General features: G+C 68.8%; 23 protein-coding genes. 13 read left to right on the plus strand and 10 right to left on the minus strand.

The window, feature by feature from the left end; translation table 11 throughout:
- Positions 1-26: 26 nt before the first annotated feature.
- Positions 27-626: a DUF6318 family protein gene (locus tag D6T63_RS07485; protein WP_120148367.1), complete on the minus strand. Its 600-nt coding sequence runs from the start codon at positions 624-626 to the stop codon at positions 27-29.
- 138 nt (positions 627-764) lie between these two features.
- Between D6T63_RS07485 and D6T63_RS20005 the strand changes: the two genes are divergently transcribed.
- Complete coding sequence (locus tag D6T63_RS20005; RefSeq protein WP_268878010.1) at positions 765-899, plus strand: hypothetical protein; 135 nt, start codon at positions 765-767, stop codon at positions 897-899.
- A gap of 3 nt (positions 900-902) precedes the next feature.
- On the opposite strand, the gene corA is transcribed toward D6T63_RS20005, so the two are convergent.
- Together corA and purN are read right to left on the minus strand one after the other, a co-directional pair.
- Complete coding sequence (corA, locus tag D6T63_RS07490) at positions 903-1,919, minus strand: magnesium/cobalt transporter CorA (RefSeq protein WP_120148368.1); 1,017 nt, start codon at positions 1,917-1,919, stop codon at positions 903-905.
- Position 1,920: 1 nt separating this feature from the next.
- Positions 1,921-2,532: a phosphoribosylglycinamide formyltransferase gene (purN, locus tag D6T63_RS07495; RefSeq protein ID WP_120148369.1), complete on the minus strand. Its 612-nt coding sequence runs from the start codon at positions 2,530-2,532 to the stop codon at positions 1,921-1,923.
- Positions 2,533-2,588: 56 nt separating this feature from the next.
- Between purN and D6T63_RS07500 the strand changes: the two genes are divergently transcribed.
- Entirely contained in the window at positions 2,589-3,029 is a 441-nt protein-coding gene (locus D6T63_RS07500) for a hypothetical protein (RefSeq protein ID WP_120148370.1), read from the plus strand.
- A gap of 108 nt (positions 3,030-3,137) precedes the next feature.
- Here D6T63_RS07500 and D6T63_RS07505 read toward each other — a convergent pair whose 3' ends face one another.
- Complete coding sequence (locus tag D6T63_RS07505) at positions 3,138-4,418, minus strand: cell division protein PerM (protein WP_407923718.1); 1,281 nt, start codon at positions 4,416-4,418, stop codon at positions 3,138-3,140.
- Positions 4,419-4,528: 110 nt separating this feature from the next.
- Positions 4,529-5,281, minus strand: coding sequence for a sulfite exporter TauE/SafE family protein (locus tag D6T63_RS07510; protein WP_235830607.1), 753 nt, complete (start codon positions 5,279-5,281; stop codon positions 4,529-4,531).
- 73 nt (positions 5,282-5,354) lie between these two features.
- Here D6T63_RS07510 and D6T63_RS07515 point away from each other — a divergent pair, with 73 nt between their 5' ends.
- The 4 genes from D6T63_RS07515 to D6T63_RS19505 all read left to right on the plus strand — a co-directional run bounded on the left by D6T63_RS07515 (position 5,355) and on the right by D6T63_RS19505 (position 9,514).
- On the plus strand, positions 5,355-5,990 hold the full coding sequence (locus D6T63_RS07515) for a DUF1684 domain-containing protein (protein WP_120148373.1): 636 nt from the start codon (positions 5,355-5,357) through the stop codon (positions 5,988-5,990).
- 102 nt (positions 5,991-6,092) lie between these two features.
- Positions 6,093-6,899 (plus strand): potassium channel family protein, encoded by an 807-nt coding sequence (locus tag D6T63_RS07520; RefSeq protein WP_235830608.1) that lies wholly within the window; start codon positions 6,093-6,095, stop codon positions 6,897-6,899.
- Positions 6,900-6,998: 99 nt separating this feature from the next.
- On the plus strand, positions 6,999-8,672 hold the full coding sequence (locus D6T63_RS07525; RefSeq protein ID WP_182976917.1) for a stealth family protein: 1,674 nt from the start codon (positions 6,999-7,001) through the stop codon (positions 8,670-8,672).
- A 41-nt stretch (positions 8,673-8,713) separates the two neighbouring features.
- Positions 8,714-9,514, plus strand: a complete 801-nt coding sequence (locus D6T63_RS19505) for an MSMEG_6728 family protein (RefSeq protein ID WP_220725891.1) — start codon at positions 8,714-8,716, stop codon at positions 9,512-9,514.
- 49 nt (positions 9,515-9,563) lie between these two features.
- Here the strand turns inward: D6T63_RS19505 and D6T63_RS07535 are convergent, their stop codons facing one another.
- Complete coding sequence (locus D6T63_RS07535) at positions 9,564-10,436, minus strand: phosphodiesterase (protein ID WP_407923719.1); 873 nt, start codon at positions 10,434-10,436, stop codon at positions 9,564-9,566.
- Positions 10,437-10,693: 257 nt separating this feature from the next.
- On the opposite strand from D6T63_RS07535, the gene D6T63_RS07540 reads away from it, so the two are divergent.
- Both D6T63_RS07540 and D6T63_RS07545 read left to right on the plus strand, forming a co-directional pair.
- Complete coding sequence (locus D6T63_RS07540; RefSeq protein WP_120148375.1) at positions 10,694-11,104, plus strand: hypothetical protein; 411 nt, start codon at positions 10,694-10,696, stop codon at positions 11,102-11,104.
- A gap of 108 nt (positions 11,105-11,212) precedes the next feature.
- On the plus strand, positions 11,213-11,968 hold the full coding sequence (locus tag D6T63_RS07545; protein ID WP_120148376.1) for an SOS response-associated peptidase: 756 nt from the start codon (positions 11,213-11,215) through the stop codon (positions 11,966-11,968).
- Here D6T63_RS07545 and D6T63_RS07550 read toward each other — a convergent pair.
- A complete protein-coding gene (locus D6T63_RS07550; RefSeq protein WP_147394316.1) occupies positions 11,965-12,237 on the minus strand; it encodes a hypothetical protein in 273 nt (90 codons plus the stop codon). The genes D6T63_RS07545 and D6T63_RS07550 overlap by 4 nt on opposite strands.
- 202 nt (positions 12,238-12,439) lie before the next feature.
- On the opposite strand from D6T63_RS07550, the gene D6T63_RS07555 reads away from it, so the two are divergent.
- Positions 12,440-13,183, plus strand: coding sequence for an MBL fold metallo-hydrolase (locus D6T63_RS07555; protein WP_120148378.1), 744 nt, complete (start codon positions 12,440-12,442; stop codon positions 13,181-13,183).
- Between the two features lie 47 nt (positions 13,184-13,230).
- Positions 13,231-14,487, plus strand: coding sequence for a phospholipase D-like domain-containing protein (locus tag D6T63_RS07560; RefSeq protein WP_120148379.1), 1,257 nt, complete (start codon positions 13,231-13,233; stop codon positions 14,485-14,487).
- Here the strand turns inward: D6T63_RS07560 and D6T63_RS07565 are convergent.
- Together D6T63_RS07565 and D6T63_RS07570 are read right to left on the minus strand one after the other, a co-directional pair.
- Complete coding sequence (locus D6T63_RS07565; RefSeq protein WP_120148380.1) at positions 14,459-15,190, minus strand: GntR family transcriptional regulator; 732 nt, start codon at positions 15,188-15,190, stop codon at positions 14,459-14,461. The genes D6T63_RS07560 and D6T63_RS07565 overlap by 29 nt on opposite strands.
- A 59-nt stretch (positions 15,191-15,249) precedes the next feature.
- A complete protein-coding gene (locus D6T63_RS07570; protein ID WP_120148381.1) occupies positions 15,250-17,058 on the minus strand; it encodes a gamma-glutamyltransferase family protein in 1,809 nt (602 codons plus the stop codon).
- A 195-nt stretch (positions 17,059-17,253) separates the two neighbouring features.
- On the opposite strand from D6T63_RS07570, the gene D6T63_RS07580 reads away from it, so the two are divergent.
- Positions 17,254-17,976 (plus strand): YoaK family protein, encoded by a 723-nt coding sequence (locus tag D6T63_RS07580; RefSeq protein ID WP_120148383.1) that lies wholly within the window; start codon positions 17,254-17,256, stop codon positions 17,974-17,976.
- Between the two features lie 4 nt (positions 17,977-17,980).
- Positions 17,981-19,474 carry a CPBP family glutamic-type intramembrane protease gene (locus D6T63_RS07585; RefSeq protein ID WP_120148384.1) on the plus strand — a complete coding sequence of 498 codons (1,494 nt, stop codon included), beginning with the start codon at positions 17,981-17,983 and terminating at the stop codon, positions 19,472-19,474.
- Between the two features lie 39 nt (positions 19,475-19,513).
- Here the strand turns inward: D6T63_RS07585 and D6T63_RS07590 are convergent, their stop codons facing one another.
- Positions 19,514-20,185, minus strand: a complete 672-nt coding sequence (locus D6T63_RS07590; protein ID WP_120148385.1) for a pentapeptide repeat-containing protein — start codon at positions 20,183-20,185, stop codon at positions 19,514-19,516.
- 117 nt (positions 20,186-20,302) lie between these two features.
- On the opposite strand from D6T63_RS07590, the gene D6T63_RS07595 reads away from it, so the two are divergent.
- The gene (locus tag D6T63_RS07595) at positions 20,303-20,773 is read left to right on the plus strand and encodes a hypothetical protein (RefSeq protein ID WP_120148386.1); all 471 of its coding nucleotides are present in this window, start codon (positions 20,303-20,305) and stop codon (positions 20,771-20,773) included.
- Positions 20,774-20,807: the final 34 nt, after the last annotated feature.

Here is a 20,807-nt window from a genome sequence, read left to right on the forward strand (position 1 = left end):
CCCTCCTCTTCCTTTTCCGGGTGTCGCTACTCGGGCAGTTCCGCGTCCGGCGTCTCCTCTAGCGATGTGACCTTCCAGGCGCCATCGGTGTAGCGGATGCCGGCGGTGTAGATGGTTCCCTCCGGCGAGAACGGGCGCTGCTCGCTGACGGAGCCGTCCTCGGCGAACTCGGTATAGGCATCGGGGTTCACGGGGATCAGCGCGGTGACATCTGCACCTTCAACGACCTCCTCCTCCGGCGTGGTCAGGAGCACGTTCTCCACCTTCGGCTGACCGCCGAGCACCCAACCGCCGTCGTCGTACACGCCCTGGAGTCTCTCCGCCTCGGCCTGCTCGCTCGCGGCGCCGTCCACGAGCTCGACCATCGCGGCGGCATCACCGGTCTGGAGCACGTAGGCCTTCAAATCGAAGTAGTAGTAGAGGAAGGCGCGGGCACCCTCGGGGGTCGCCTCGCCGACGAGGTCATTGGTGGCGGGCCGCTGGATATTCGCAGCAGCCGCCGTCGAACTGGCGGGTGCGAATTTCGTCTCGGCCGAGGTCGCCGGCGTGGACTCGGAGGCGCCGGCACAACCGGTCAGTGCCAGCAGGGTGACGGCGGCTGTTGCAGCGATACGGGAGAGGTTCATGGTGGTCCCAACAATGCTCGGAGAACGGACGTGGCCTAGGGCCTTCCTCACCTTACCGGTGCCCAAGGCAACTTCCCTCCCTCCGGGCCGTCGTCCGATCGACTCTTCCTGTGACATGCGACACTGTGCTGGCAGTCGGTGCTCGACTTCCCGTTCCAGGCCGCAGCCCGGGGCTACGCCTCACAGCGCATCGGCGTCCGGCCGGGCCTGGTGGTCCCGGCCGTCGTCGCGTGGTCCCGGCCGTCGTCGCGCGCCAAGGCCCGGGAGGGCTGAGTCCTAGAGCCAGTCCCTGCGCTTGAACGCCCAGTACAGGCCGGCCCCCATGCCCACCATGAGCAGGAGCGCGAACGGATAGCCGAGAGTCCAGTGCAGCTCGGGCATGAGGTCGAAGTTCATACCGTAGATCGACGCGATCAGGGTGGGTGCGAAGAGGATGGCGGCCCAGGAGGAGATGCGCTTGACCTCCTCACCCTGCGTCAGCGATGTCTCCGTGAGCCGCGTCATCTCCTCGTTCTGACGCTGCGCCACCAGCGTGGAGTGGACCGTCAGCGCGTTCTGGAGCAGGGTGCGGAACGTATTGACACGCTCGACGACGCGGATCACGTGGTCCTGTACGTCGCGGAGGTTGCGGCTGAGCTCGGGATCCATCTGGTACTTCTCGGATCCGCGCAGCAGTGCTTCCATCATGGACTGCAACGGCTGGGTGGCGCGCTGGAAGAGGATGACCTCGCGGTGCAGCTCGTAGATCCTGCGCGACACGTCGGGCGCGCCCCCGAACAGTTCGTTCTCTATCTCGTCGATGTCGTTCTCGAGGCCCAGCACCACGGGCTCGTACTCGTCGACGACCTGGTCGAGCAGCGCGTAGAGCACGGCCTGAGGTCCGGTACCGAGGAGGACGGGATCCGCCTCCAGCCTCCGCCGCACGATGCCGAGATCCGGTGACTCCGCGTGCCGGATGGTCACCACGAAATCGGGGCCGATGAAGATATGCAGCTCGCCGAACTCGACCTTCTCCTCGGCGTCGAGATAGCGTGCGGGCCGCAGGACCACGAAGAGGGTGTCCTCGTAGCGTTCGAGCTTGGCGCGCTGGTGCCCGTTGGTCGCGTCCTCGACGGCGAGGGTGTGCAGCCCGAACTCCTGCGCCACTGCGCTGATCTCCTCGCGCTCGGGCCGGTACAGTCCGATCCAGCCCATGCCCCGGCTGTCGCGCATCAGTTCGAACGTCTGGTCGAGTGTCTCCGGATTGATGCGCTTCTTTCCGTCGACATAGACGGCGTTGGCGACCAGGGGCATCTCAGGCACCCCTCACGTCGTCGGTCCGGGAGGCCCGCACGAAGAGATCATCCCCGCCGGCAAGATTCCGGAGCGTCTCGATCAGGAGCCGGCGCTCCTCGACCTTGATGCGCTGGTGCAGGGTGTCCTCCGTGTCATCGGGCAGCACGGCGACGGCTGTCTGGGCGAGGATGGGGCCGGTGTCGACCCCGGCGTCGGCGATCATCACAGTGCAGCCTGTCACCTTGACGCCGTAGGCGAGGGCGTCGCGGACGCCATGTGCGCCCGGGAAACTCGGCAGCAGCGCCGGATGCGTGTTGAGGTAGCGGCTCGGGAACCGGTCGAGGAAGTGCTGGTCGACGATCCGCATGAAGCCCGAAGAGACGACGTAGTCCGGCTCGTGGGCGGCGACGGCCTCCGTGAGGGCCTGGTTCCAGTCCGTCCGCTCCGGATACTCACGGAAGTCCACCTCGAAGGTGGGAATGCCGGCGTCAGCAGCCCGCTGCACGCCCCCCGTGCCGGGGCGGTCCGCGCCGACCGCCGCGATGGTCACGGGAAGGGTGCCATCAGCGACGGCGTCGATCACGGCCTGGAGGTTCGATCCGGTTCCGGAGACGAGGACTACGATGCGCATGGCTCAACCTTATGGTCTCTCCTCGCCTAGGGTTGAACCATGCAGAGGGAGCAACGATGACGCGGCAGGGCAACGGACAGGGCCGGCATAGTTCGGTAGGAAGCGGACGTGCAGGGCACGACGACGACGCGGAAGTCCGCGCCACGGCGTCCGCGCGGACGTGGCTCCGACTGTTCCTGCTGGCGCTGCTCTGCGGGGTGCTGACGAGCAGTCTCATGCTGCCGTGGAAGGTGCTCGCCCTCGTCTTCTCCCTCTTCGCCCTGGCGTCCGGCGTGGTCGCGCTCGTCAAGGCGATCAGGCTCAAACTGCCGCGGCTCGTAGTGCTCTCGACCTCGCTCGGCCTCGCAGCCGCCCTCTTCCTCGCGGCGGGTACGGCGGCGTCGGTGCTCCTGTGGCCCGTGACACAGACCTACGAGGACTGCATGTCGCGCGCCCTGACCCTGCAGGCTGAGAGTGAGTGCCAGGACGGCCTGCAGCGACTCGACGGCCTGGGCTAGTCGCCGGCACGCTCGTTGCACGCAGCCGGCGGTAATCTCACGTCTACCGTGCGGCAGGCACGCCGACCCGGCTCCCGATGCGCCGGCGTGAGCGGCGGCTCGCCACCGTCAGCGGCGGCGCGGCTCACGCTCCAGCAAGGGCCCGACGGCGTGACCGAGGAGGGCGCCCACGGCCACTTCGAGGCCGAGCCACAGACCGACGGCCAGCGGATCGGGGCCGAGCTCGGTGAAGCGCCCGAGTCCGAGCGAGGCACGGGACACCAGTGCCACGAAGGCGCCGCCCAGGCCGGCGGCGATCCCGATGAGGACGGCGAGCGCCAGGGTGGACGCCGTCGAGGTCAGCCACCGCTGGGGACTGCGCAGGACGAGCCATTCGTCGAAGTGGTTCTCCCCTTCGCGGAAGAACCACCATCCGGCCAGGAGTCCTGCGAGGACGGGGATGGCGAGGGCGGCATAGCCGTAGTCGAGGGCGCCTGCCGGCAGCGCGCCGAGGATGGGCAGGGCGGGCAGGGGCCCGACTGTGCTGCCCAGAGGGGTGAGCGAACTGCCCGTACCGAGCGCGAACCCGGCGCCCGTGGACCAGGACATGGTCCAGACCGCGAGATTGGGCAGGAGCCCGAGCTGGAAGAGGGTCACCACGGAGGCGCCGGCGCTACCGCCGTCGAGCCGTTCGTAGATTGCCGCGATCCCTGCCCAGCTCAGACCGATAGCCACAGCGAGCAGGGCCGCGGAGAGGGACAGCGCGACCATCACGGCGAGGAAACCCGAGCGGAGGATGGACCACACGTAGGAGCCTGCCCAGCGTGAATGCTGGCTGGTGCGGCCGACCCAGGCTGCGGCATCCACCCCGACGAGACGGCTCCAGGCGCCTGCCTCGCGGTAGGCGCCGGTGATGAGCCCGATGCCGGCGGCGACCGGCGGAACGAGGGCGCCCGCGATGAGCGGTGCGGAAGCATCGGGGGTGATGGACAGGTAGGCGACGCCGGCGCCGATCAGGGCGTAGGTGACGAGGGCTCCAAGCACGGCCTGCCACAGCTGGTCCGTGTACGAGGCCCGCGCGAGGCGCCGTCCTGCGCGCCAGGCGAGCATCAGCGGCACGAGTACCAGGCCGAGCGGGACCACGTGCATCAGGCCGGTCGCGGCCTCGTTCCCCGCGATGCCCGCCGGGAACTGCAGCACCAGCGGCACCCCATGCATCACGAGCCACCCCTGGCCCGCGAGCCGCGCCGCGGACTCCGGCCCACGGTCCGCGAAACCCCCGGTGAGCCAGACTGCGGCGACCGGGAGCGCGACGAGCAGGGCCGAGATCACGGCGGCCTGCCCGAGTTCGAACGCTCCCTGCAGCCACAGGGGCATGGGAAGGGCACGGGGTTTGGTGGGGAGTTTCATCACCTCCATGGTGCCACCGGCACCCGCCGCGGTGGACGAACGACTCGGGCACCATCCACTCGCGGTCGCTGCCTGCGGGATTTACGGGTGCGTCGTCCTCACGCCCCGGTTCAGCCGAACAGGTCGATCAGACCCTTGATGACGGCGAGCCCTGCGCCGACGAAGGCGACGACGATGACGAACAGCCGCGCCTGGTCATCCCGGACGAAGCGCCCGAGTTTTTCGCCCGCGAAGATCCCCGCGACGATGGCCGCTCCGATCGCGCCCCACATCCACGGCGCCAGGACCGGCGCCTGCGACGGATCGATGAGCAGCTTGGTGATCAGCGTCACGAGTCCGATGCACACGAAGAAGGGTTGGAGCGTCGCGGCGAACGGCCGCTGTGGCCATCGGGAGAGGAGCGCGTAGGCGCTCACAGCGGGACCGCCGACGCCTGCCATCGAGTTCGTCACTCCCGCCGTGAACCCTGCAACGGCCTTCGGCAGATTCCCGCGCACCACGACGTCGGAGCGCTGCAGCACGAGGGAGATCGTGAGCGCCACGAGCACCACTGCTCCGACGGTGACGGACAACGGCGCCGAAGGCACGGCGACCGCGAGGATGGAGCCGGGGACGGAGCCGAAGATCGAGGGCACGACGAGCCAGCGGAACATGCTCCAGTCGATCTCCTTCCACACCCGGCCGACGATGATGGCCGAGGAGACGACCCCACAGATGTTGACGAGGAGGACGCCGGCGTGCGGTCCGAGGATGATCACGAGGAACGGCGCGATCAGCAGGGCGAACCCGAGGCCGGCGATGCGCTGCGCCACCGCCCCCACAAGGATGGAGAAGAGCACGATGCAGAAGATCCCGAGAGTCACCCGAGCTACAGTACGCCGGGGCAACCAACCCACGTGCGGCCAAGGACCGCACCACCGGCGGTAGCCTGACACCATGACGGCTCTTACCAGCGCACTGGCGACGGCGGATTGGCGCCGGCGCGTCTTCGGCCTCTACGACGACGTCCGCGAGCGCGCTGCGTCCGACTCCCCCGAGTCGGCTCACGCCCTGTGGCGGTCGGGGCGCGACGAGCTGTTCCGCGCACATCCGGCGTCGGCGCTGCAGGCCAGTGCGAAGGCGGCCTTCGCCGGGCTGGAGATCGCGCCCTACGATCCGGCGTTCCGCTTCGAGGCGCTCGTGGACAGTGACGGCGCGGGTGAGGTGATGGACGTGGCGACCGGGACGGACGGCGTCGTGCCCTTCCACCGACTCGGGACCCTGGTGCTGCCGGGGCTCGGGAAGCTGGCCCTGTGGAAGCTGGCCTCCTACGGCGGCGGACTCTTCCTCCCCCTACGCGACGCGACGGCCGGCAAGCCCGGGGGCACTTACGGCGGTGGGCGCTACGTCCTCGACACGATCAAGGGGGCGCACCTCGGCGAGGGACGAGTTCCCGGCAGTCTGGTCGTCGACCTCAACTTCGCGTACAACCCCTCCTGCGCCTACGACGAGGAGTGGGCCTGCCCACTGCCGGGCCCGGACAACCGCCTCGCGGACGACGTTCCGGTCGGAGAGCTGTACCGGTCCTACTGACCAAAAGCGGCTCCACGCCCCGTCGATAGTACGTAGGCTTACCATGCCGGCACCGAGGCTGGCGGCAGCCCACCGAGGAGTGCGAACGATGAGCAGAACCACATGAAGCAGAAGCCGGTGGATCAGCAACGAAAAAAGCAGATGCGGTTGCATCGCACCTCCATCGACCCGACGCTCTGGCGTCGCCGCTTCGAGGTTCCGCTCATCATCGGGGCGGTCCTCTACCTCGTGGCCTACTCGATCCAGGTCACGAGCCATCCCGGCCCAGCAGCGAGCCGGTTCCTCGAGGGCATCGTCTGGGGAGTCTGGTGCCTCTTCCTCGTGGACTACCTGGTGAGTCTCCTCTCGGCGCCGTCGCGGGGTCGCTGGTTCATCCGGCACCTGCACGAACTCGTCATCCTCCTGCTTCCCATGCTGAGGCCACTCCGGCTGCTCCGGCTCATCCCCCTGCTGCGCGTCCTCAACCGATCGGGCGGGGACGCCCTGCGCGGGCATATCGTGCTCTACGTCATCTCCGCCATGACGGTGCTCGGATACGCGGGTGCTCTGGCGGTGCTCGACGTCGAACAGGACGCTCCGGGCGCGACCATCGTCACCCTCCCCGACGCCCTCTGGTGGGCGCTGACCACCGTGACGTCCGTCGGTTACGGCGACTACTACCCCGTGACAGGTGCCGGCCGCCTCGTGGCGGCCGGCCTCATGATCGGGGGAATCGGGGTGCTGAGCGCGGTCACCGCGGCGTTCGCCTCCTGGCTCGTGGAGAACGTCGGAACGGCACGGGCCGAGGCGGAGGCCACCGCCTCCGACACCCGAATGCAGGACCAGCTGACGAGCGTGAGCCTGCAGATCGACACCCTCACACGTCAGCTCGCCCACGGCTCCCACCCACGGCACGACTCGGAAGACTGACCGGGCGCAGTGGTCGGAAGTCGACGGCCCGACTACCCCTCTTCGACGCAACCCTGAACCCGATGGCCGGGACGCTGGACTGCATCATCCCGACGGGGTATGGTGCCCGTTCGCATCGTCCCGGCCGCCGTAGGCCCTATCATTAGGAGCGTCACCCACCCACTTCCGGAGGTTCCGATTACAGACACGGCCGCGCAACACGACGTTTATTTCGGTGCACCCGAACCGGAGAATGAAGCCGAAATCCTCGAATCGGCGTCGCGCGCGGCGGTGGCCCGGTTCGAGGGCCGCTCGGACATCACGACCATCAAGCGGCGCTTCACGCTGATCAACCAGGACCGCACGCCGCACCAGGCCATGGTCGAGGACCTGCTGCTCATCCGCGCGGCCCTCGACAAGGCCGGTATCGGCTTCCTCCTGGTGCGCGGCAACGACCAGCGCCCCGTCATCGCCGTCGACCTGGCCGATCGGGAGAGGCTCCGCGCCGCGCTGGTGGAGGCGTGCCGCGATGAACCGTTCTACTCACGCACGGTCGACACCAAACGCCGGACCACCCTGCTCGTGAGCGACGGCGAACTCTCCAAGAGCGGGAAGGCGCGGATCTTCCGCCTGTTCCGCCCCCGCATAGAACCCCTCGGCGGACTGGCCTACGGGCCCTCCGCCGGCGTGCAGATCGAGCTGTGGACGCTCGACGCCACGTCGATCGAGCTACCCGTCGAGAACTCCTTGACGCGCCGCACCCTTCCCGCCGCCGAAGTGGTGCGCGGCGAGGTGGAACGCCACGGCCTTACGTGGCCCACGATCGACAACATGTTCGCCGACCATGCCACGGACATAGATTTCGACATTGATCTGGTGTTCTCCTGGGTGGACGGCAGCAGCCCCGAGTACCTGGCGGCGCGGGCGGCGCGCATGCAGGGCGTGGTGGTGGGAGAGGGCGACGACCACGAGGCCCGCTACCGCCAGATCGACGAGCTCAAGTACGCGCTCCGATCCGTCTACATGTTCGCGCCGTGGGTTCGCCGCGTCTTCATCGCCACCGATTCCGACCGGCCGGCCTGGCTGGCGGAGCACCCGTCCGTCACGTTCGTGCGCTCCGAGGAGCACTTCAAGGACCCGTCCGTCCTTCCCACGCACAACTCCCAGGCCGTGGAGGCGCAGCTCCAGCACATCCCCGGTCTGTCGGAGTACTTCCTCTACTCGAACGACGACATGTTCTTCGGGCGGCCCGTGGCACCGGACATGTTCTTCTCCCCCGGCGGGGTGACGAAGTTCATCGAGGCGGACACCCGTATTGGACTCGGCGAGAACGACGCCGAGCGCAGCGGCTTCGAGAACGCGGCGCGCGTCAATCGCCGCCTCCTGCACGAACGCTTCGGCCGCATCACCACGCGGCACCTGGAGCACACGGCCGCTCCCCTGCGAAAGAGCGTCCTGCTCGAGATGGAAGCGGAATTCGCCACGGAGTTCGCGGAGACGGCGGCATCCCGCTTCCGCGCCAAGGACAACATCTCGGTGACCAATTCCCTGTACCACTACTACGCACTGCTGACCGGCCGTGCCGTCACGCAGGAACTGGCGCGCGTCGGATATGTCGACACCACGCAGCGCTCGGGCCTGAAGAGCCTCAACAAGATGCTCGACAAGAGGAACCACGATTTCTTCTGCCTCAACGACGGCAGCTTCCCCGAAGTGGGGGCCGAGGAGCGGGCCCGCCTCGTCACGGACTTCCTCGAGAAGTACTTCCCGGTCAAGGCTCCCTGGGAGATCTAGGAGCCCTGCAGGGTGTCGGCACGACGTGCAAAACTGGCGCCATGCAGACCTTCCTGCCGTATCCGGACTTCGCGGCGAGTGCACGGGTGCTGGACCAGGCCAGGCTCGGCAAGCAGCGCGTCGAGACCCTGCAGGCCCTGCGGGCCCTGGTGATCCCCGACTACGGATGGCGGCAGCATCCAGCCATCCGGATGTGGATGGGGTATGTTCCGGCCCTCACGGTGTACGGCCTCGCGATGGTGTCGGAGTGGGTCTCGCGGGGTCATGCCGACTCGACCCATCGCCAGATCCTCGAATTCGCCCCGCACGTGCTCGACGATCCCGACGTGCCGATGCCGCCGTGGCTCGGCGAACCAGCACTCCATGTGAGCCACCAGTCCAACCTGATCCAGAAGGCGCCGGAGATCTACCGGAGCAGGTTTCCCGGCATCCCCGAGGACCTGCCCTACTTCTGGCCCCCACCCGAGGAGGAGCGCATCCCCTCCGAGCCGGAGGGCCGCCGCCTCTGGGTGTGGCGCGCGGCCTCGCATCCGCCCGAGGGCGACGCGACGCTGCTCATGCCGCCCGAACCGCCGGGAGGGCGTGCCGCACCGAAGTGGGAACGCCAGCTCCATACCTTCGAGGAGGCGGTGGAGGACGGCGACTCCGTGGCCATCGCCGATCCCGACGGCGAACACTTCCGGACCGGGCACGTCGGTCCGGTGCTGATGCATGAGGACGGGCTGATCCGGGCAGCCCGCCTGCATGGCTGGCTGCGGCGTTCGGACTTCGACCCGCCGGCCCTGCTGCAGGATCCGCGGACTCTTTTCAGCGTCGGCCTCCCCGAGTCCCTCAGGACCTGATCCGGGAGGCTCCTTCGGCCGAAGGGTCAAAGGAGCCTCCCGGGAACTGCTACGCCGAGGCGAACTCCCGTGCCCGGCTTCCTTCCGCGATGACCACGCCATGGGCCTCGAGCCGCCGTCGGGTCTCCTCGCGCGGGACGATCTCGCCCACCGTCGCATGCCGCCCCGCCGGAACCACCGAGTGGACGATCGTCTCCTCGTACACGTGCACCAGGTTGTAGGACTGCGCCCCGTCGCGCCCCCGGGAGCCGCCGCCGTCGAACATGAGGTCCTGGGTGTAGCAGGTGGCACTGGCGACCGAGACGGGAACGCCTGCGAACATCGCCGTCGTCGAGTAGTGGAGGTGCCCGGCGAGGATCGTGCGCACATCCGAGCCACGGACGACGTCGGCCAGTGATCGCTGATCCCGGAGCTCCACGAGGACGGCGAGGTCCTGGACGCTGGGGACCGGCGGGTGGTGCAGGGCGAGGATGGTGCCGTGCGGAGCGGGCACCACGAGCTCGTGGGCCAGCCAGCGGAGCTGCTGCTGCGTGAACTCGCCGTGGTGGTGACCGGGGACGGTCGAGTCCATGGTGATGATGCGGAGCCCGTCGATGAAGTGGACGGCGTCCACCGGAGCGTCCGGAGGGGAGACCGGAGGCCGCTCGTCGAGGAGTCCCGCCCGGAAGGCGGCGCGGTCGTCGTGGTTGCCCATGGCCCAGATGACGGTTGCGCCGAGCCGGGAGGCTGCCGGATCGACGATGGCGCGGAGCTTCGCGTAGGCGCGTGGCTCCCCCTTGTCCGCGAGGTCACCGGTGAAGACGATCGCCTGGGGCCGTGCTCCCGATGCCTCGAGGTCGTCGAACACCTCACGGAGCCGCTGCTCGCTGTCCACGGCGCCGTAGAGCGGAACATTCCCCCCGAGCAGGTGCGTGTCGCTCATGTGCAGGATGAAGTGCTGAGGCCGGGGGTGTTCTGCTGTCCGGGAGACCATGAAACCTACTCCGATAGCCGATGGGTCACGCTTAGCTGCTTGCCATCAAAGCAGAGGAGCACCGGAACTTCGTGAACTCACTACGGCAGGTCGAGAAACATTGTGGAAACACACGCAGCCGGCCGGCGACGGAATGAGTGGCGGGCCGGCACCACCCGCCGTAGGCTCACAAGCGGACCAACCACCCTGCATCGAAAGGCACCACCATGGGATTCCGCCCCAGCCACGTTCCGCTCCGCCTGACCACGGGCGCCTTCATCCTCAACTCCGGCCTCGGTAAGACGAACCTCGACGAAGGATCGGCCGGCTACATGCAGGCCATGGCGTCCAAGGCCTTCCCCCAGATCGGCCAGCTCGAGGCCCAGCAGTTCGGCAAGATCCTCGCCGCGTCGGAAATCGCCGTCGGCTCGGCGCTGCTGGCCCCCTTCGTGTCTAGCAAGCTGGCCGGCCTCGGGCTCCTCGCCTTCTCGGCGGGCATGATGACGATGTACTTCCGCACGCCCGAGCTGACGCAGGAGGACGGTGTCCGCCCCACCCAGGACGGCACCTCCGTGGCGAAGGACATCTGGTTGGTCGGCGTCGCCCTGTCGCTCCTGCTGGATCGCAAGAAGAAGTAGGCACCCGACGCACCGTGGCTCCGCCGGCCGACGGAGCCACGGTGCACCTAGGGGCGGGGCCGGAGAGCCCGGTCCACCACGAGACGGCGCGGAAGGGGACCCAGGACCATGTGCGGACGATTCGTCATCGCAGGCAACAAGGCTGACTTGATCGACGCTTTCGAGGTGGACGAGTCGGTGGAGGACGAGGTCGAACCGTCCTGGAACGTGGCCCCGACCGACACCGTGCAGCTCGTCGTCGAGAGGCTGGACCCGGAGACCGGCGAGCTGACGCGGTGGCTCGAACCCGCGCGCTGGGGCCTCATCCCGTCCTGGGCGAAGTCCGCGTCCGTCGGATCCCGCATGATCAATGCGCGCAGCGAGACCCTCCTGGAGAAACCGTCCTTCCGCACCGCGGCCCTGAAGCGGCGCGGGATCGTTCCCGCGGACGGCTACTACGAGTGGCGGAAGAACGGCGACGGTTCGAAGACCCCCATCTACCTGCACGGCCCGGACGGCACGCACCTCGGATTCGCCGGGCTGTACGAGTTCTGGCGCGACCCGGCGACCGCGTCCGAGGAGCATCCGAAAGGCTCCTGGGTGGTGAGCTGCAGCATCATCACCCGGCCCGCGAGCGACGCCCTCGGCGAGATCCACGACCGTACCCCGGTGATCGTTCCCGCCGAACTGCGAGGCGACTGGCTCGACCCCCGGAACGACTCCCGGCCGGCGGTGCAGGAACTCCTCGACGCCATCCCTGATCCGCACCTGGTGCCGCGGCTGGTGGGACCGAGTGTCGGCTCCGTCCGGAACAATGGCCCTGCCCTCATCGAGCCCCTTCCCGGTGACGTCACGGCCGACGCCGAGCAGCAGACGCTGCTCTAGACGGCCGGCGGCCCCTTCCTGCCGCTGTAGGGCGCGCGCGGGGGCGGCGGCTGGTCGGCGATGTACTCGTTCACGGCGAGCGCGAGCATGTCACGCTCGAACGCGGGAAGCAGCAGTGAGCTGTAGAGGTAGGCGTCGACCTCCTCCTCCCCCGCGTTGCCGCCGAGGCTGAAGTACCGGAGCCAGAGTTCGTAGGTGGAGAGCGCCGTCGAACGGAACGCATCGCACGTGCGGCGCTGCTGCTCCTGCTGGCTCATGCGCGTCGTCATTTCCATGCCTTCCGCAGGCCCGCCCGACACCGGTACGGCACCCGTCCGTGTCCACGGCCGCGCCGTCGTCGTGCGTGTCCTGTCGTTCACAAGGTAGCGAGGCAGGCCCGAAAAGGGAACCCCGTGGCCTGGGTGCCGGGTTCCTTGTCGCCGCAGGCCGCTGTGCCTAGGGTCGGGACCAGGTGACGAGCGAAGGAGACGCATGATCAGGACGGACATCGCACCGGGGATCCACTACCTGGAGCACGCGCGGACGAACGTCTACCTGATCGAGGACGACGACGGCGTGCTCCTGGTGGACACGGGTCTGCCCCGGTCCACGGGCCTCCTGCTGGAGGGCCTCAGCCGCATACACCGGTCCATCGGGGACGTCAGGGCGATCATGCTGACCCACGGGCACTTCGACCACGTGGGCACGGCCCGATACCTGCGGTCGCGCTACGGCATCCCCGTCTACTGCCACCCCGACGACGCCTACATAGCCGCCCACCCCTACAGCTACGAGCGGGAGCGCTCGCCGTTCCTCTATCCGCTGAGGTATCCCCGCGCCATCCCCGGGCTCCTGCGTATGACGGCTGCCGGTGCTATCGCGGTCAAGGGCGTGGAGGACACCCTTCCGCTCACCCCCGAAGCAGCGGCCGCCCTTCCGGGTGCCCCGCTGCTGGTTCCGACCCCTGGCCATACGAAGGGCCACTGCGGCCTCCACTTTCCCGACCGCGACGCCGTCGTCAGTGGTGACGCCCTCGTGACACGGGACCCCTACACGGGACGCCCCGGCCCGCAGGTCGTGGCGAGGGCCGCAACGGCGGACACCGCGACGGCGCTGAGGTCACTGGATGCACTGCGCTCGACGTCGGCGAGAACGGTGCTGCCCGGTCATGGCTTCCCCTGGCGGGCGGGCGTCGAATCAGCGGTCGCGCAGGCCCTCGATGTCGGCGGGCACTAGGCGCGGAGGTCCTCCGGGCGGCTGGGAGGAGGCGATACGCTGAGCCCATGGGCTGGTACAAGCGGAGGACGATACTGGGGTTCGCCCGTGTCACGGTGAAGCGCGCGGCGATAGCACTCTTCTCGGCGCAGGCCGTGGTGATCGGCGGGCTCGTGGGCGTGGACACCTACCAGAAGCGGCAACGCACCAAGCGCCCGGGGTTCCCCCAGCCGGGCACTTTCCACACGAGGATCGCCGAGACGGAGACCACGGTCTACACGTACGGCGAGGACCTCTTCGACGCGATGATCGAGGCGATCGACAGGGCCGAGCACCAGGTGCTGCTCGAGACCTACATCTGGAAGGGCGACGAGGTTGGAGCGCGCTTCCGCGACGCCGTGAACCGGGCTGCCGAGCGCGGCGTGAAGGTCTTCGTCATCTATGACGGCTTCGCCAACCTCGTGGTCAACCCGTTCTTCTATCGCTTCCACCCGCTGGTCAACACGTACCGCTTCCCCGTCCTCCGGCCGTCGATCGTCTTCACGAACATCCGCGGCACCGGCTTCGACCACCGCAAGGTGCTAGTGGTCGACGACGAGGTGGGGTTCGTGGGCGGCTACAACATCGGCTCCCTCTACGCGACGAAGTGGCGGGACACCCACCTCGAGCTTCGCGGTCCGTCCGTATGGGAGCTCCGTGAGGCCTTCGCCAGCTTCTGGAACCACCGTGCCATCCCGCGGCGGCCGGTCCTGCCGGACCTCAGCGCGTCGTTCTGGGAACCGCGCATCCGGGCCGTCAACAACATCCCGGCCCAGCTCGTGTTCCCCATCCGTGGCATCTACCTGGACGCTATCAATCGGGCACACAGGCACATCTTCATCACCACGGCCTATTTCATCCCGGACCGGCAGATCCTCGATGCCCTGCTGCGCGCCAGCAGGCGGGGAGTCGATGTCCGCGTGATCCTTCCCGAGGACTCCAACCATGTGGTGTCCGACTGGCTGTCGCGTGGCTTCTACTCGTCCCTGATCAGCGCCGGGGTGCAGATCCTGCTCTATCAGAACTCCATGATCCATGCGAAGACCGCGACGATCGACGGTGAGTGGAGCACGGTGGGCACCGCGAACATCGACCGGCTCAGCCTCACGGGCAACTACGAGATCAACCTCGAGATCTTCGACCGCGAACTCGCCGCCACCATGGAGCAGATCTACGAGGTGGATTCCTCCAACAGCCGGGTGCTGACCAAGGAGGAGTGGGAGAGCCGCCACGTGGTGGCGCGGGCGAGCGAACTCATCATCGCTCCACTCCGTCCCTTCCTGTAGCCCCTGTGGCACGCACCCCGCGGGGCGCCGCGAAACGCTCCATGTAGCCCTGGTGCGACGAGCCCACGTGGCCAGCCATCAGTCGTTCCGCCTCCGCCTCGCTGCCGGCGTCGATCGCTGCCATGATCAGCCGGTGCTCGCCCCACGACTGCTTGCCGCGGTTGTCGACATCGGCCGCGTAGAGCCACTCGATCTTGCCGGAGATCTGGCGGAGGAGGGCTGCGAGCGAGGAGCTCCCGGCCAGCTCCGCGACGCCGAGGTGGAAGCGGATGTTCAGCTCGGGGAGGTCCGCGAGAGCGTCAGCCGCGACGGCGCGGTCGCCGTCGTCGAGGATGTCCGCCAGCGCCCGCCGGGCAGCCCACCAGCCGGAGCTCGGGGCGTCGGCCGCGAACTGCTCCGCCGCCCGCCGGGCGGCGCGCCGTGCGATCGTCGACTCGATGACGCCGCGGACGGCGAAGAGGTCCGCGGCGTCGTCGAGCGGGATCTCGGCCACGGTGGAGCCGGCATAGGGCTTCGAATCGACGTAACCCTCGGCCTCGAGGGCTCGCAGTGCCTCGCGCACCGGAACCCGCGAGACGCCGTACTTGGCGGCCAGCGCAGCCTCGGTCACGCGGACGCCGGGACGGAGTGCACCGAGGATGATGTCGCGGCGGATGGCGTCGAGGACGCGCTGCGGAGCCGCCGCATCCTGTTCAGGCCGCAAATGCCGCCCCCAGGTTAGCGGCCTGCCGCATGCCGGAGCGGCTGGGCGCGCCGATGCTCTCAGCGGCCTGCAGCATAGCCCTGTGCTCCTCGCGGATTGGCGGCGGCGGACAGCACCCCGGTCTCATGGTCCTTGGCGACGGAGGACAGCCGGCCGAGCGACCAGTCCCCCGCGCGCGTGATGACGTGGCCCCGGCGTTCGAGGTCCGCGATGACGTCCTCGCCCAGGCGGTCCTCGACGACGGCGCCGCCCGGCTCCCAGGTACGGGGCCAGAAGGATCCGGGGATGGAGGTGGTATGGAGGGACGGTGCGTCGATGGCCTGCTGCGGCGTGTAGCCCCCGACGATGGTGCGGAGGATGTAGAGCAGCTGCCACTGGTCCTGCTGGTCCCCGCCGGGCGAACCGAGGGCGACGACGGGCTTCCCGTCCTTCAGGATCAGCGTCGGCGTGAGCGTGGTGCGGGGGCGCTTGCCGGGCTCGAGCGTCGACGGCCCGCCCTCCTCCAGCCACGTCATCTGCAGCCTGGAACCGAGGCAGAAGCCGAGTTCCGGGATGGTCGGCGAGGACTGCAGCCAGCCACCGCTCGGGGTCGCGGAGACCATGTTGCCCGCGGAGTCGACGACGTCGATGTGGCACGTGTCGCCGCGCGTCTCCCCACTGCGGGAGACCGTCGGCTCGCCGACCCCGGCGAAGCCGCCGCCGCCGACGAGGGCCGGCGGCGTGTACTCGGTGCGCAGTGGCGGCGTGAAGGGTGGAACCCCCGGGACGGTACCGGGCCGGAACTCGAGGGAGGCCTCGTCGGTGATGAGCGTCCGGCGCTCCGCGGCGTACTCCGGGGAGAGGAGGTAGTCCATCGGGACGTCGGCGTCACCGTAGTAGGCCTCGCGGTCCGCGATGGCGAGCTTCTGCGCCTCGAGGATGGTGTGCGCGCCGATTGCAGTGGAGGGGTCGAGCCGCTCGTCGTCGAACCCGTCGAGGATGGCGAGGGTCTGCAGCAGCGCCGGGCCCTGTCCCCATGGACCGGTCTTGGCGATGGTGTGCCCGCGGAAGTCGAACGTCGTCGCCTCCTCGTAGCCCGCCTCGAAGCCGGCGAAGTCCTCGACGGTGAGGACGCCGGCGTGGTCGAGCCCGGACGAATGCCGGTGGGGTGTCCTCACGAAGTCGGCGGCCGCCTGCGCCACGAGCCCGGTACGCCATTCGAGCCGCGCGGCATCGATGCGCTCGGTCCGCGTGGCGCCGTCCGCCGCCGCACTGACGAGGGATCCGAGGACGCGGGCGTAGGCCTCGTTCCGGATGACCTCACCCTCGCGCGGTGCCCTGCCCTCCGGCATCCAGAGGGCGGCCGACGTCGGCCAGTGCTCGATGAAGAGGTCCGCGACGGCCGCGATGGTCGCTCCGACGCGGCCGACGATCGGGTGCCCGTCGCGGGCGTACCCGAGAGCGAAGGCCAGCACGTCCTCGAGCTCCCACGTGCCGTGGTCACGCAGGAGGAGGAACCAGGCGTCGACGGCGGCGGGAACGGCTGCGGCAAGGGCACCCGCACCCGGCACGAGTTCGAGGCCCTCGGCGAGGTAGTGCTCACGCGTGGCTGCGGCCGGGGCCGGACCCTGGCCCATGACGACGACGGGCCTGTCCGGCTCCCCGGCCGTGGCGAAGACGCCGGTCATGTCTCCACCCGGTCCGTTCAGGTGGGGCTCGACGACGTGCAGGACGAAGGCCCCGGCGACGGCGGCGTCGAATGCGTTGCCACCCCGTTCGAGCACTGCCTGTGCGGACGCGGTAGCCAGCCAGTGCGTCGAGGCACTCATGCCGAACGTGCCCTGGAGCGTGGGCCGCGTGGTGAAGGAAGGAGGGGGTGTGTACGTCATCGTTGTCCCTTTCGGGTGGGGTCGAAGGCGTCGCGCAGGGCGTTGCCGAAGAGGTCGAAGGCCAGGCAGACCACGGCGATCACCATGCCCGGGAGTACCGCCCCCGCTGGGCGGAAGGCCGATTGAATACAATCGCCGATACGAGGATAGGCTTCGTATACATTCGTTTCAAGGCTGTCGACGAAGGAAACCATCGTGAAGAAGAACCGGGTGGCGACGGACCGCCTCCATCTCTGGCTCATGCTCGTACTCACCTTCTCCACGGGAGTGATCGACGCCGTCGGCTACCTCGGGCTGGATCGCGTCTTCACAGGGAACATGACGGGCAACGTCGTGCTCCTCGGAATGGCCTTCGCGGGAGGCGCCGACCTCCCGATCCTGAGGCCCGCCCTCGCACTCGTCTTCTTCATGGTCGGCGCCGCGCTCGCCGGACGGGTGCTGAGGAAAGGACCGGAGGGATGGTCCGGCCGCACCTCGAGCACCCTCCTGGCGGTCACCGTCGGCCTGACCGGCCTCGCGGTATACGTGGCCCTGGTCGACGTGCACGCGGAGGAGATCCTGGGCAGCATCACGACGTCGATCCTCGCAACCGTGATGGGCATCCAGGCCGCGACGGCGAAGCGGCTGAAGGTCGCGGAGATCACCACCGTCGTCGTGACGTCCACCATCACCGGTCTCGCCTCCGATTCCCGCCTTGCCGGCGGCAAGAGCCCGTTCTGGGCCCGGCGGTTCTCCGCCATCGCGCTGATCATGGCCGGCGCCGTCGTCGGGGCCCTGGCCCTGAAGGTGGATCTCTGGCTCGGCATCGCGGTCTCGGCGCTGCTCTCCGCCGTCGTCACCCTCCTGGGACACGTGCGCCACCGGCAGGATCGACGGGAAGCGGCGGCAGGGAACGCCAAGGAATCCGCACTACGGTAGGTGCATGGAACAGGTTGACCGGCAGTACGAATTCCACCGCCTAGCACGCTCGTGGCCCCGGTACAGGTGGTGGAGGCCGCTCCTGACCGCACTGCTCGGCATCGCCTTCTATCTGGTCCTCACCATCCTCCTCCTGCTCGTCGGGGCGGTCGCGGCCCTGGCGACGTCAGCCGACGTCGAGCAGTACCTTGCGGCGGCGGAAGCGATCGACCTCAGTGACCCGGTGATCTTCGCCCTCACCCTCGTCTCGCTGATCCTCATGATCCCGGCCCTCGGGCTCGCTGCGCTGATTCTGGGGCCGCGGCCCATCGGACTGCTCTCCTCGGTGGCCGGCCGCATCCGCTGGCGCTGGCTCGCCACGTGCTTCCTCGTGGCCATCGCCGTCTTCCTTGCGAGCTTCCTGCTCTCGGCCCTCATCGGATTCTTCTTCCCGGGGGACGCCGTCGCCTCTCCCACCCAGCAGGACACCTCGCTCCTGGTGATTATGCTGGCGCTCTCCATTTTCGCGGTGCCGTTCCAGGCGGCCGCCGAGGAGTACGTGTTCCGCGGGTTCCTGATGCAGGCGATCGGCAGCTGGTTGCGGCACCCCGCCTTCGCGATCCTGCTGCCGGTCCCGCTCTTCGTCGTCGCCCACGGCTACGATCCCCTCGGACAGACAAGCGTCGCCGTCTTCGCCATCTTCGCGGGCTGGATCAGCTGGCGGACGGGCGGACTGGAGGCGGCGATCGCCGTCCACGCCATCAACAACATGACGATCTTCGTCCTCGGTGCCTTCGGACTGGCGGACGTCAACTCGACCGAAGGATCGGTCGGCGACCTCATCGGGTCGGTGTTGGCCATGGCCGTGACCGCAGGGGTCATCGTCCGTCTGGCGAAGCGGCGCGGGATCGCCCGGACCCGTTCGGTGACGATCATCGAGGAGCCCGCCCATGCCATGGCTGCTCCGGACGGCCGCCCGATGCCACCCGCCCACCAGCCATGGATCCAATCCGGCCACGCCCCCGGGGGCCAACGTCCGGCCCAGATGCCGGCACACGGCACCTGGGACCAGACGCAGTATGACACCGCGCGGTATGACGCCGCGCACGTTCCGCCGACCCTGGAGGACCGCCCGGCTGCCCTCGGCGCAGGGGTGGCACCACCAGTTCCCCCGACGCGACCGACATGGCCGGACTCCTCCGGACGTCCGGCTCCTGGCCGTGCGTCGACCCCCACGCAGCCCCCCACGCCGACCTCTACTCCGACCCCGACGGCGACCTCTACTCCGACCCCCACTCCGACCCCCACGCCGCCCGCGGACGCTGACGCTGACGCTGCTCGTGCTACCTCCGAGCGGGACTACTCTGCTGACCGACACCCTTCCGGCCCCGCCCATCCGCCGGGACCGGGCTATCCCTCCGGCACACCGCACCCGGCGGGGCCGGGCTACCCGGGGACAGGACCGTCGGTCGCCGACAAGGACCGCGGGCACGCTGACACCGTGCACGGGGCCTCCTAGAAGGGGCGCCGTTCCCGCTGCATGACGGCCGCGGAAACGTCAGCCCTCAATCCGCAGGCCCATGCTCTCCGCGAGGAAGGGGGCGAGAAGCTGCAGCTGGTACTCGTCGATCGTCGCGCCGCGCAGGCCGTCCAGCCCGTTGATGCTCCGGAAACTGCTGGTCCGGAGGTCGACGTCCTTGAGCCGGGCGCCGTCGAGCGTCAGGGTTCCGACGGTGCAGTCCTGCAGGGCCACACGGGTTGCTTTCACACCGGTGAGGTCCAGTTCGCCGATGATGCACCCGCTGATAAGTACATCCGACAGCTGCGAGCTGCGCAGGTTCACGTAGTCGAGCTTCCCACCGTCGAGATGGACGCCGTCGAGCCTGCTGTCGTACAGCTCCGCCGAACCCCACCGCGTGCTCCTCAGCGATGTCTCGCGCCAACTGCTACGGGAAGCGCGGAAGACGGGCGCGTAGAGGTCCTCGAAGGAGCACTCGATGAAGCGTGCGCCCCGCAGCTCGGCGTCGTTGAGGCCCACGCCTTCGAGGATGCACTCCTGCAGGGTGATGCCGGCCAGATCCTCGCCGTCGAGCGTGAGCCGCTCATAGTGTTCACCCTCGCGGTGGTCGCCGTCGAGCAGCCGTGGCTCCTCGACGCGCGAGACGGCCCGCGGAGGGCGCAGGGACAGGCGTGGGGCGGTTGTCGTGCTGCGCGTCGACCGCGGGGGCATGGCTTCATCCGATCGTCATCCGGGCCGCACACATCACGGCGATCGTCCCATCCAATCACCCACCACGGCTCCGTGCTTTACTGGGGAGCATCCGTCAGTCCAGGGGGAGGAAGACCGATGAGTAATGACCGCTTGCAGGGTGGGTACGACGCACGCTACGACGACATCTACCAGCGTGGCGGTACGACCGAGGCGGTGCCCAGGGTGACGTCTCCGGCGGCTCCAGCACCCGCGCTGCCCCTTCCGACGGACCGCGGCGATGAATCGTCCTCCGGGATCAGCGAAGTAGGACCGGCGACCGCCACGCGGGAGGAGTACGAGCCCGCACCCCGCAATCCCTTCGACGTGTGGATCTGGCTGGTGGCGGCGGCCCTCACCGGACTCGGCAGCTACTTCCTCTCGGCCCCGATGCTCTTCGAGCGCCAGTACATGGAGCAGCTCGCCGTCGAGGCCTCCCCGGTGGGGTACAGCGCTCCCTGGTTCAGCTACGCGTCGACGGCGGGACCGCCGCTGATCCTGCTCGGCGTCGCCACCGCCGTCACCCAGCTGTTCATCCTCTCGATCCGGCACACGTTCCGCGCGCGCTGATGCCCCGCTGACCCCCGGTCCCCGCTGGTCCGCG

Origin of the sequence: Arthrobacter cheniae (assembly GCF_003602275.1) — a bacterium.
Taxonomy (GTDB): domain Bacteria; phylum Actinomycetota; class Actinomycetes; order Actinomycetales; family Micrococcaceae; genus Arthrobacter_D; species Arthrobacter_D cheniae.

Excerpts from the sequence above, each read along its gene's own strand:
- D6T63_RS07525 (WP_182976917.1), top strand. The coding sequence starts at position 6,999 with ATGGTGCCCGTTCGCATCGTCCCGGCCGCCGTAGGCCCTATCATTAGG.
- purN (WP_120148369.1), bottom strand. The coding sequence starts at position 2,532 with ATGCGCATCGTAGTCCTCGTCTCCGGAACCGGATCGAACCTCCAGGCC.
- D6T63_RS07540 (WP_120148375.1), top strand. The coding sequence starts at position 10,694 with ATGGGATTCCGCCCCAGCCACGTTCCGCTCCGCCTGACCACGGGCGCC.
- corA (WP_120148368.1), bottom strand. The coding sequence starts at position 1,919 with ATGCCCCTGGTCGCCAACGCCGTCTATGTCGACGGAAAGAAGCGCATC.
- D6T63_RS07485 (WP_120148367.1), bottom strand. The coding sequence starts at position 626 with ATGAACCTCTCCCGTATCGCTGCAACAGCCGCCGTCACCCTGCTGGCA.
- D6T63_RS07590 (WP_120148385.1), bottom strand. The coding sequence starts at position 20,185 with ATGCCCCCGCGGTCGACGCGCAGCACGACAACCGCCCCACGCCTGTCC.
- D6T63_RS07585 (WP_120148384.1), top strand. The coding sequence starts at position 17,981 with ATGGAACAGGTTGACCGGCAGTACGAATTCCACCGCCTAGCACGCTCG.
- D6T63_RS07570 (WP_120148381.1), bottom strand. The coding sequence starts at position 17,058 with ATGACGTACACACCCCCTCCTTCCTTCACCACGCGGCCCACGCTCCAG.
- D6T63_RS19505 (WP_220725891.1), top strand. The coding sequence starts at position 8,714 with ATGCAGACCTTCCTGCCGTATCCGGACTTCGCGGCGAGTGCACGGGTG.
- D6T63_RS07520 (WP_235830608.1), top strand. The coding sequence starts at position 6,093 with ATGAAGCAGAAGCCGGTGGATCAGCAACGAAAAAAGCAGATGCGGTTG.
- D6T63_RS07595 (WP_120148386.1), top strand. The coding sequence starts at position 20,303 with ATGAGTAATGACCGCTTGCAGGGTGGGTACGACGCACGCTACGACGAC.
- D6T63_RS07505 (WP_407923718.1), bottom strand. The coding sequence starts at position 4,418 with ATGAAACTCCCCACCAAACCCCGTGCCCTTCCCATGCCCCTGTGGCTG.
- D6T63_RS07515 (WP_120148373.1), top strand. The coding sequence starts at position 5,355 with ATGACGGCTCTTACCAGCGCACTGGCGACGGCGGATTGGCGCCGGCGC.
- D6T63_RS07500 (WP_120148370.1), top strand. The coding sequence starts at position 2,589 with ATGACGCGGCAGGGCAACGGACAGGGCCGGCATAGTTCGGTAGGAAGC.
- D6T63_RS07545 (WP_120148376.1), top strand. The coding sequence starts at position 11,213 with ATGTGCGGACGATTCGTCATCGCAGGCAACAAGGCTGACTTGATCGAC.
- D6T63_RS07560 (WP_120148379.1), top strand. The coding sequence starts at position 13,231 with ATGGGCTGGTACAAGCGGAGGACGATACTGGGGTTCGCCCGTGTCACG.
- D6T63_RS07550 (WP_147394316.1), bottom strand. The coding sequence starts at position 12,237 with ATGACGACGCGCATGAGCCAGCAGGAGCAGCAGCGCCGCACGTGCGAT.
- D6T63_RS07555 (WP_120148378.1), top strand. The coding sequence starts at position 12,440 with ATGATCAGGACGGACATCGCACCGGGGATCCACTACCTGGAGCACGCG.
- D6T63_RS07535 (WP_407923719.1), bottom strand. The coding sequence starts at position 10,436 with ATGAGCGACACGCACCTGCTCGGGGGGAATGTTCCGCTCTACGGCGCC.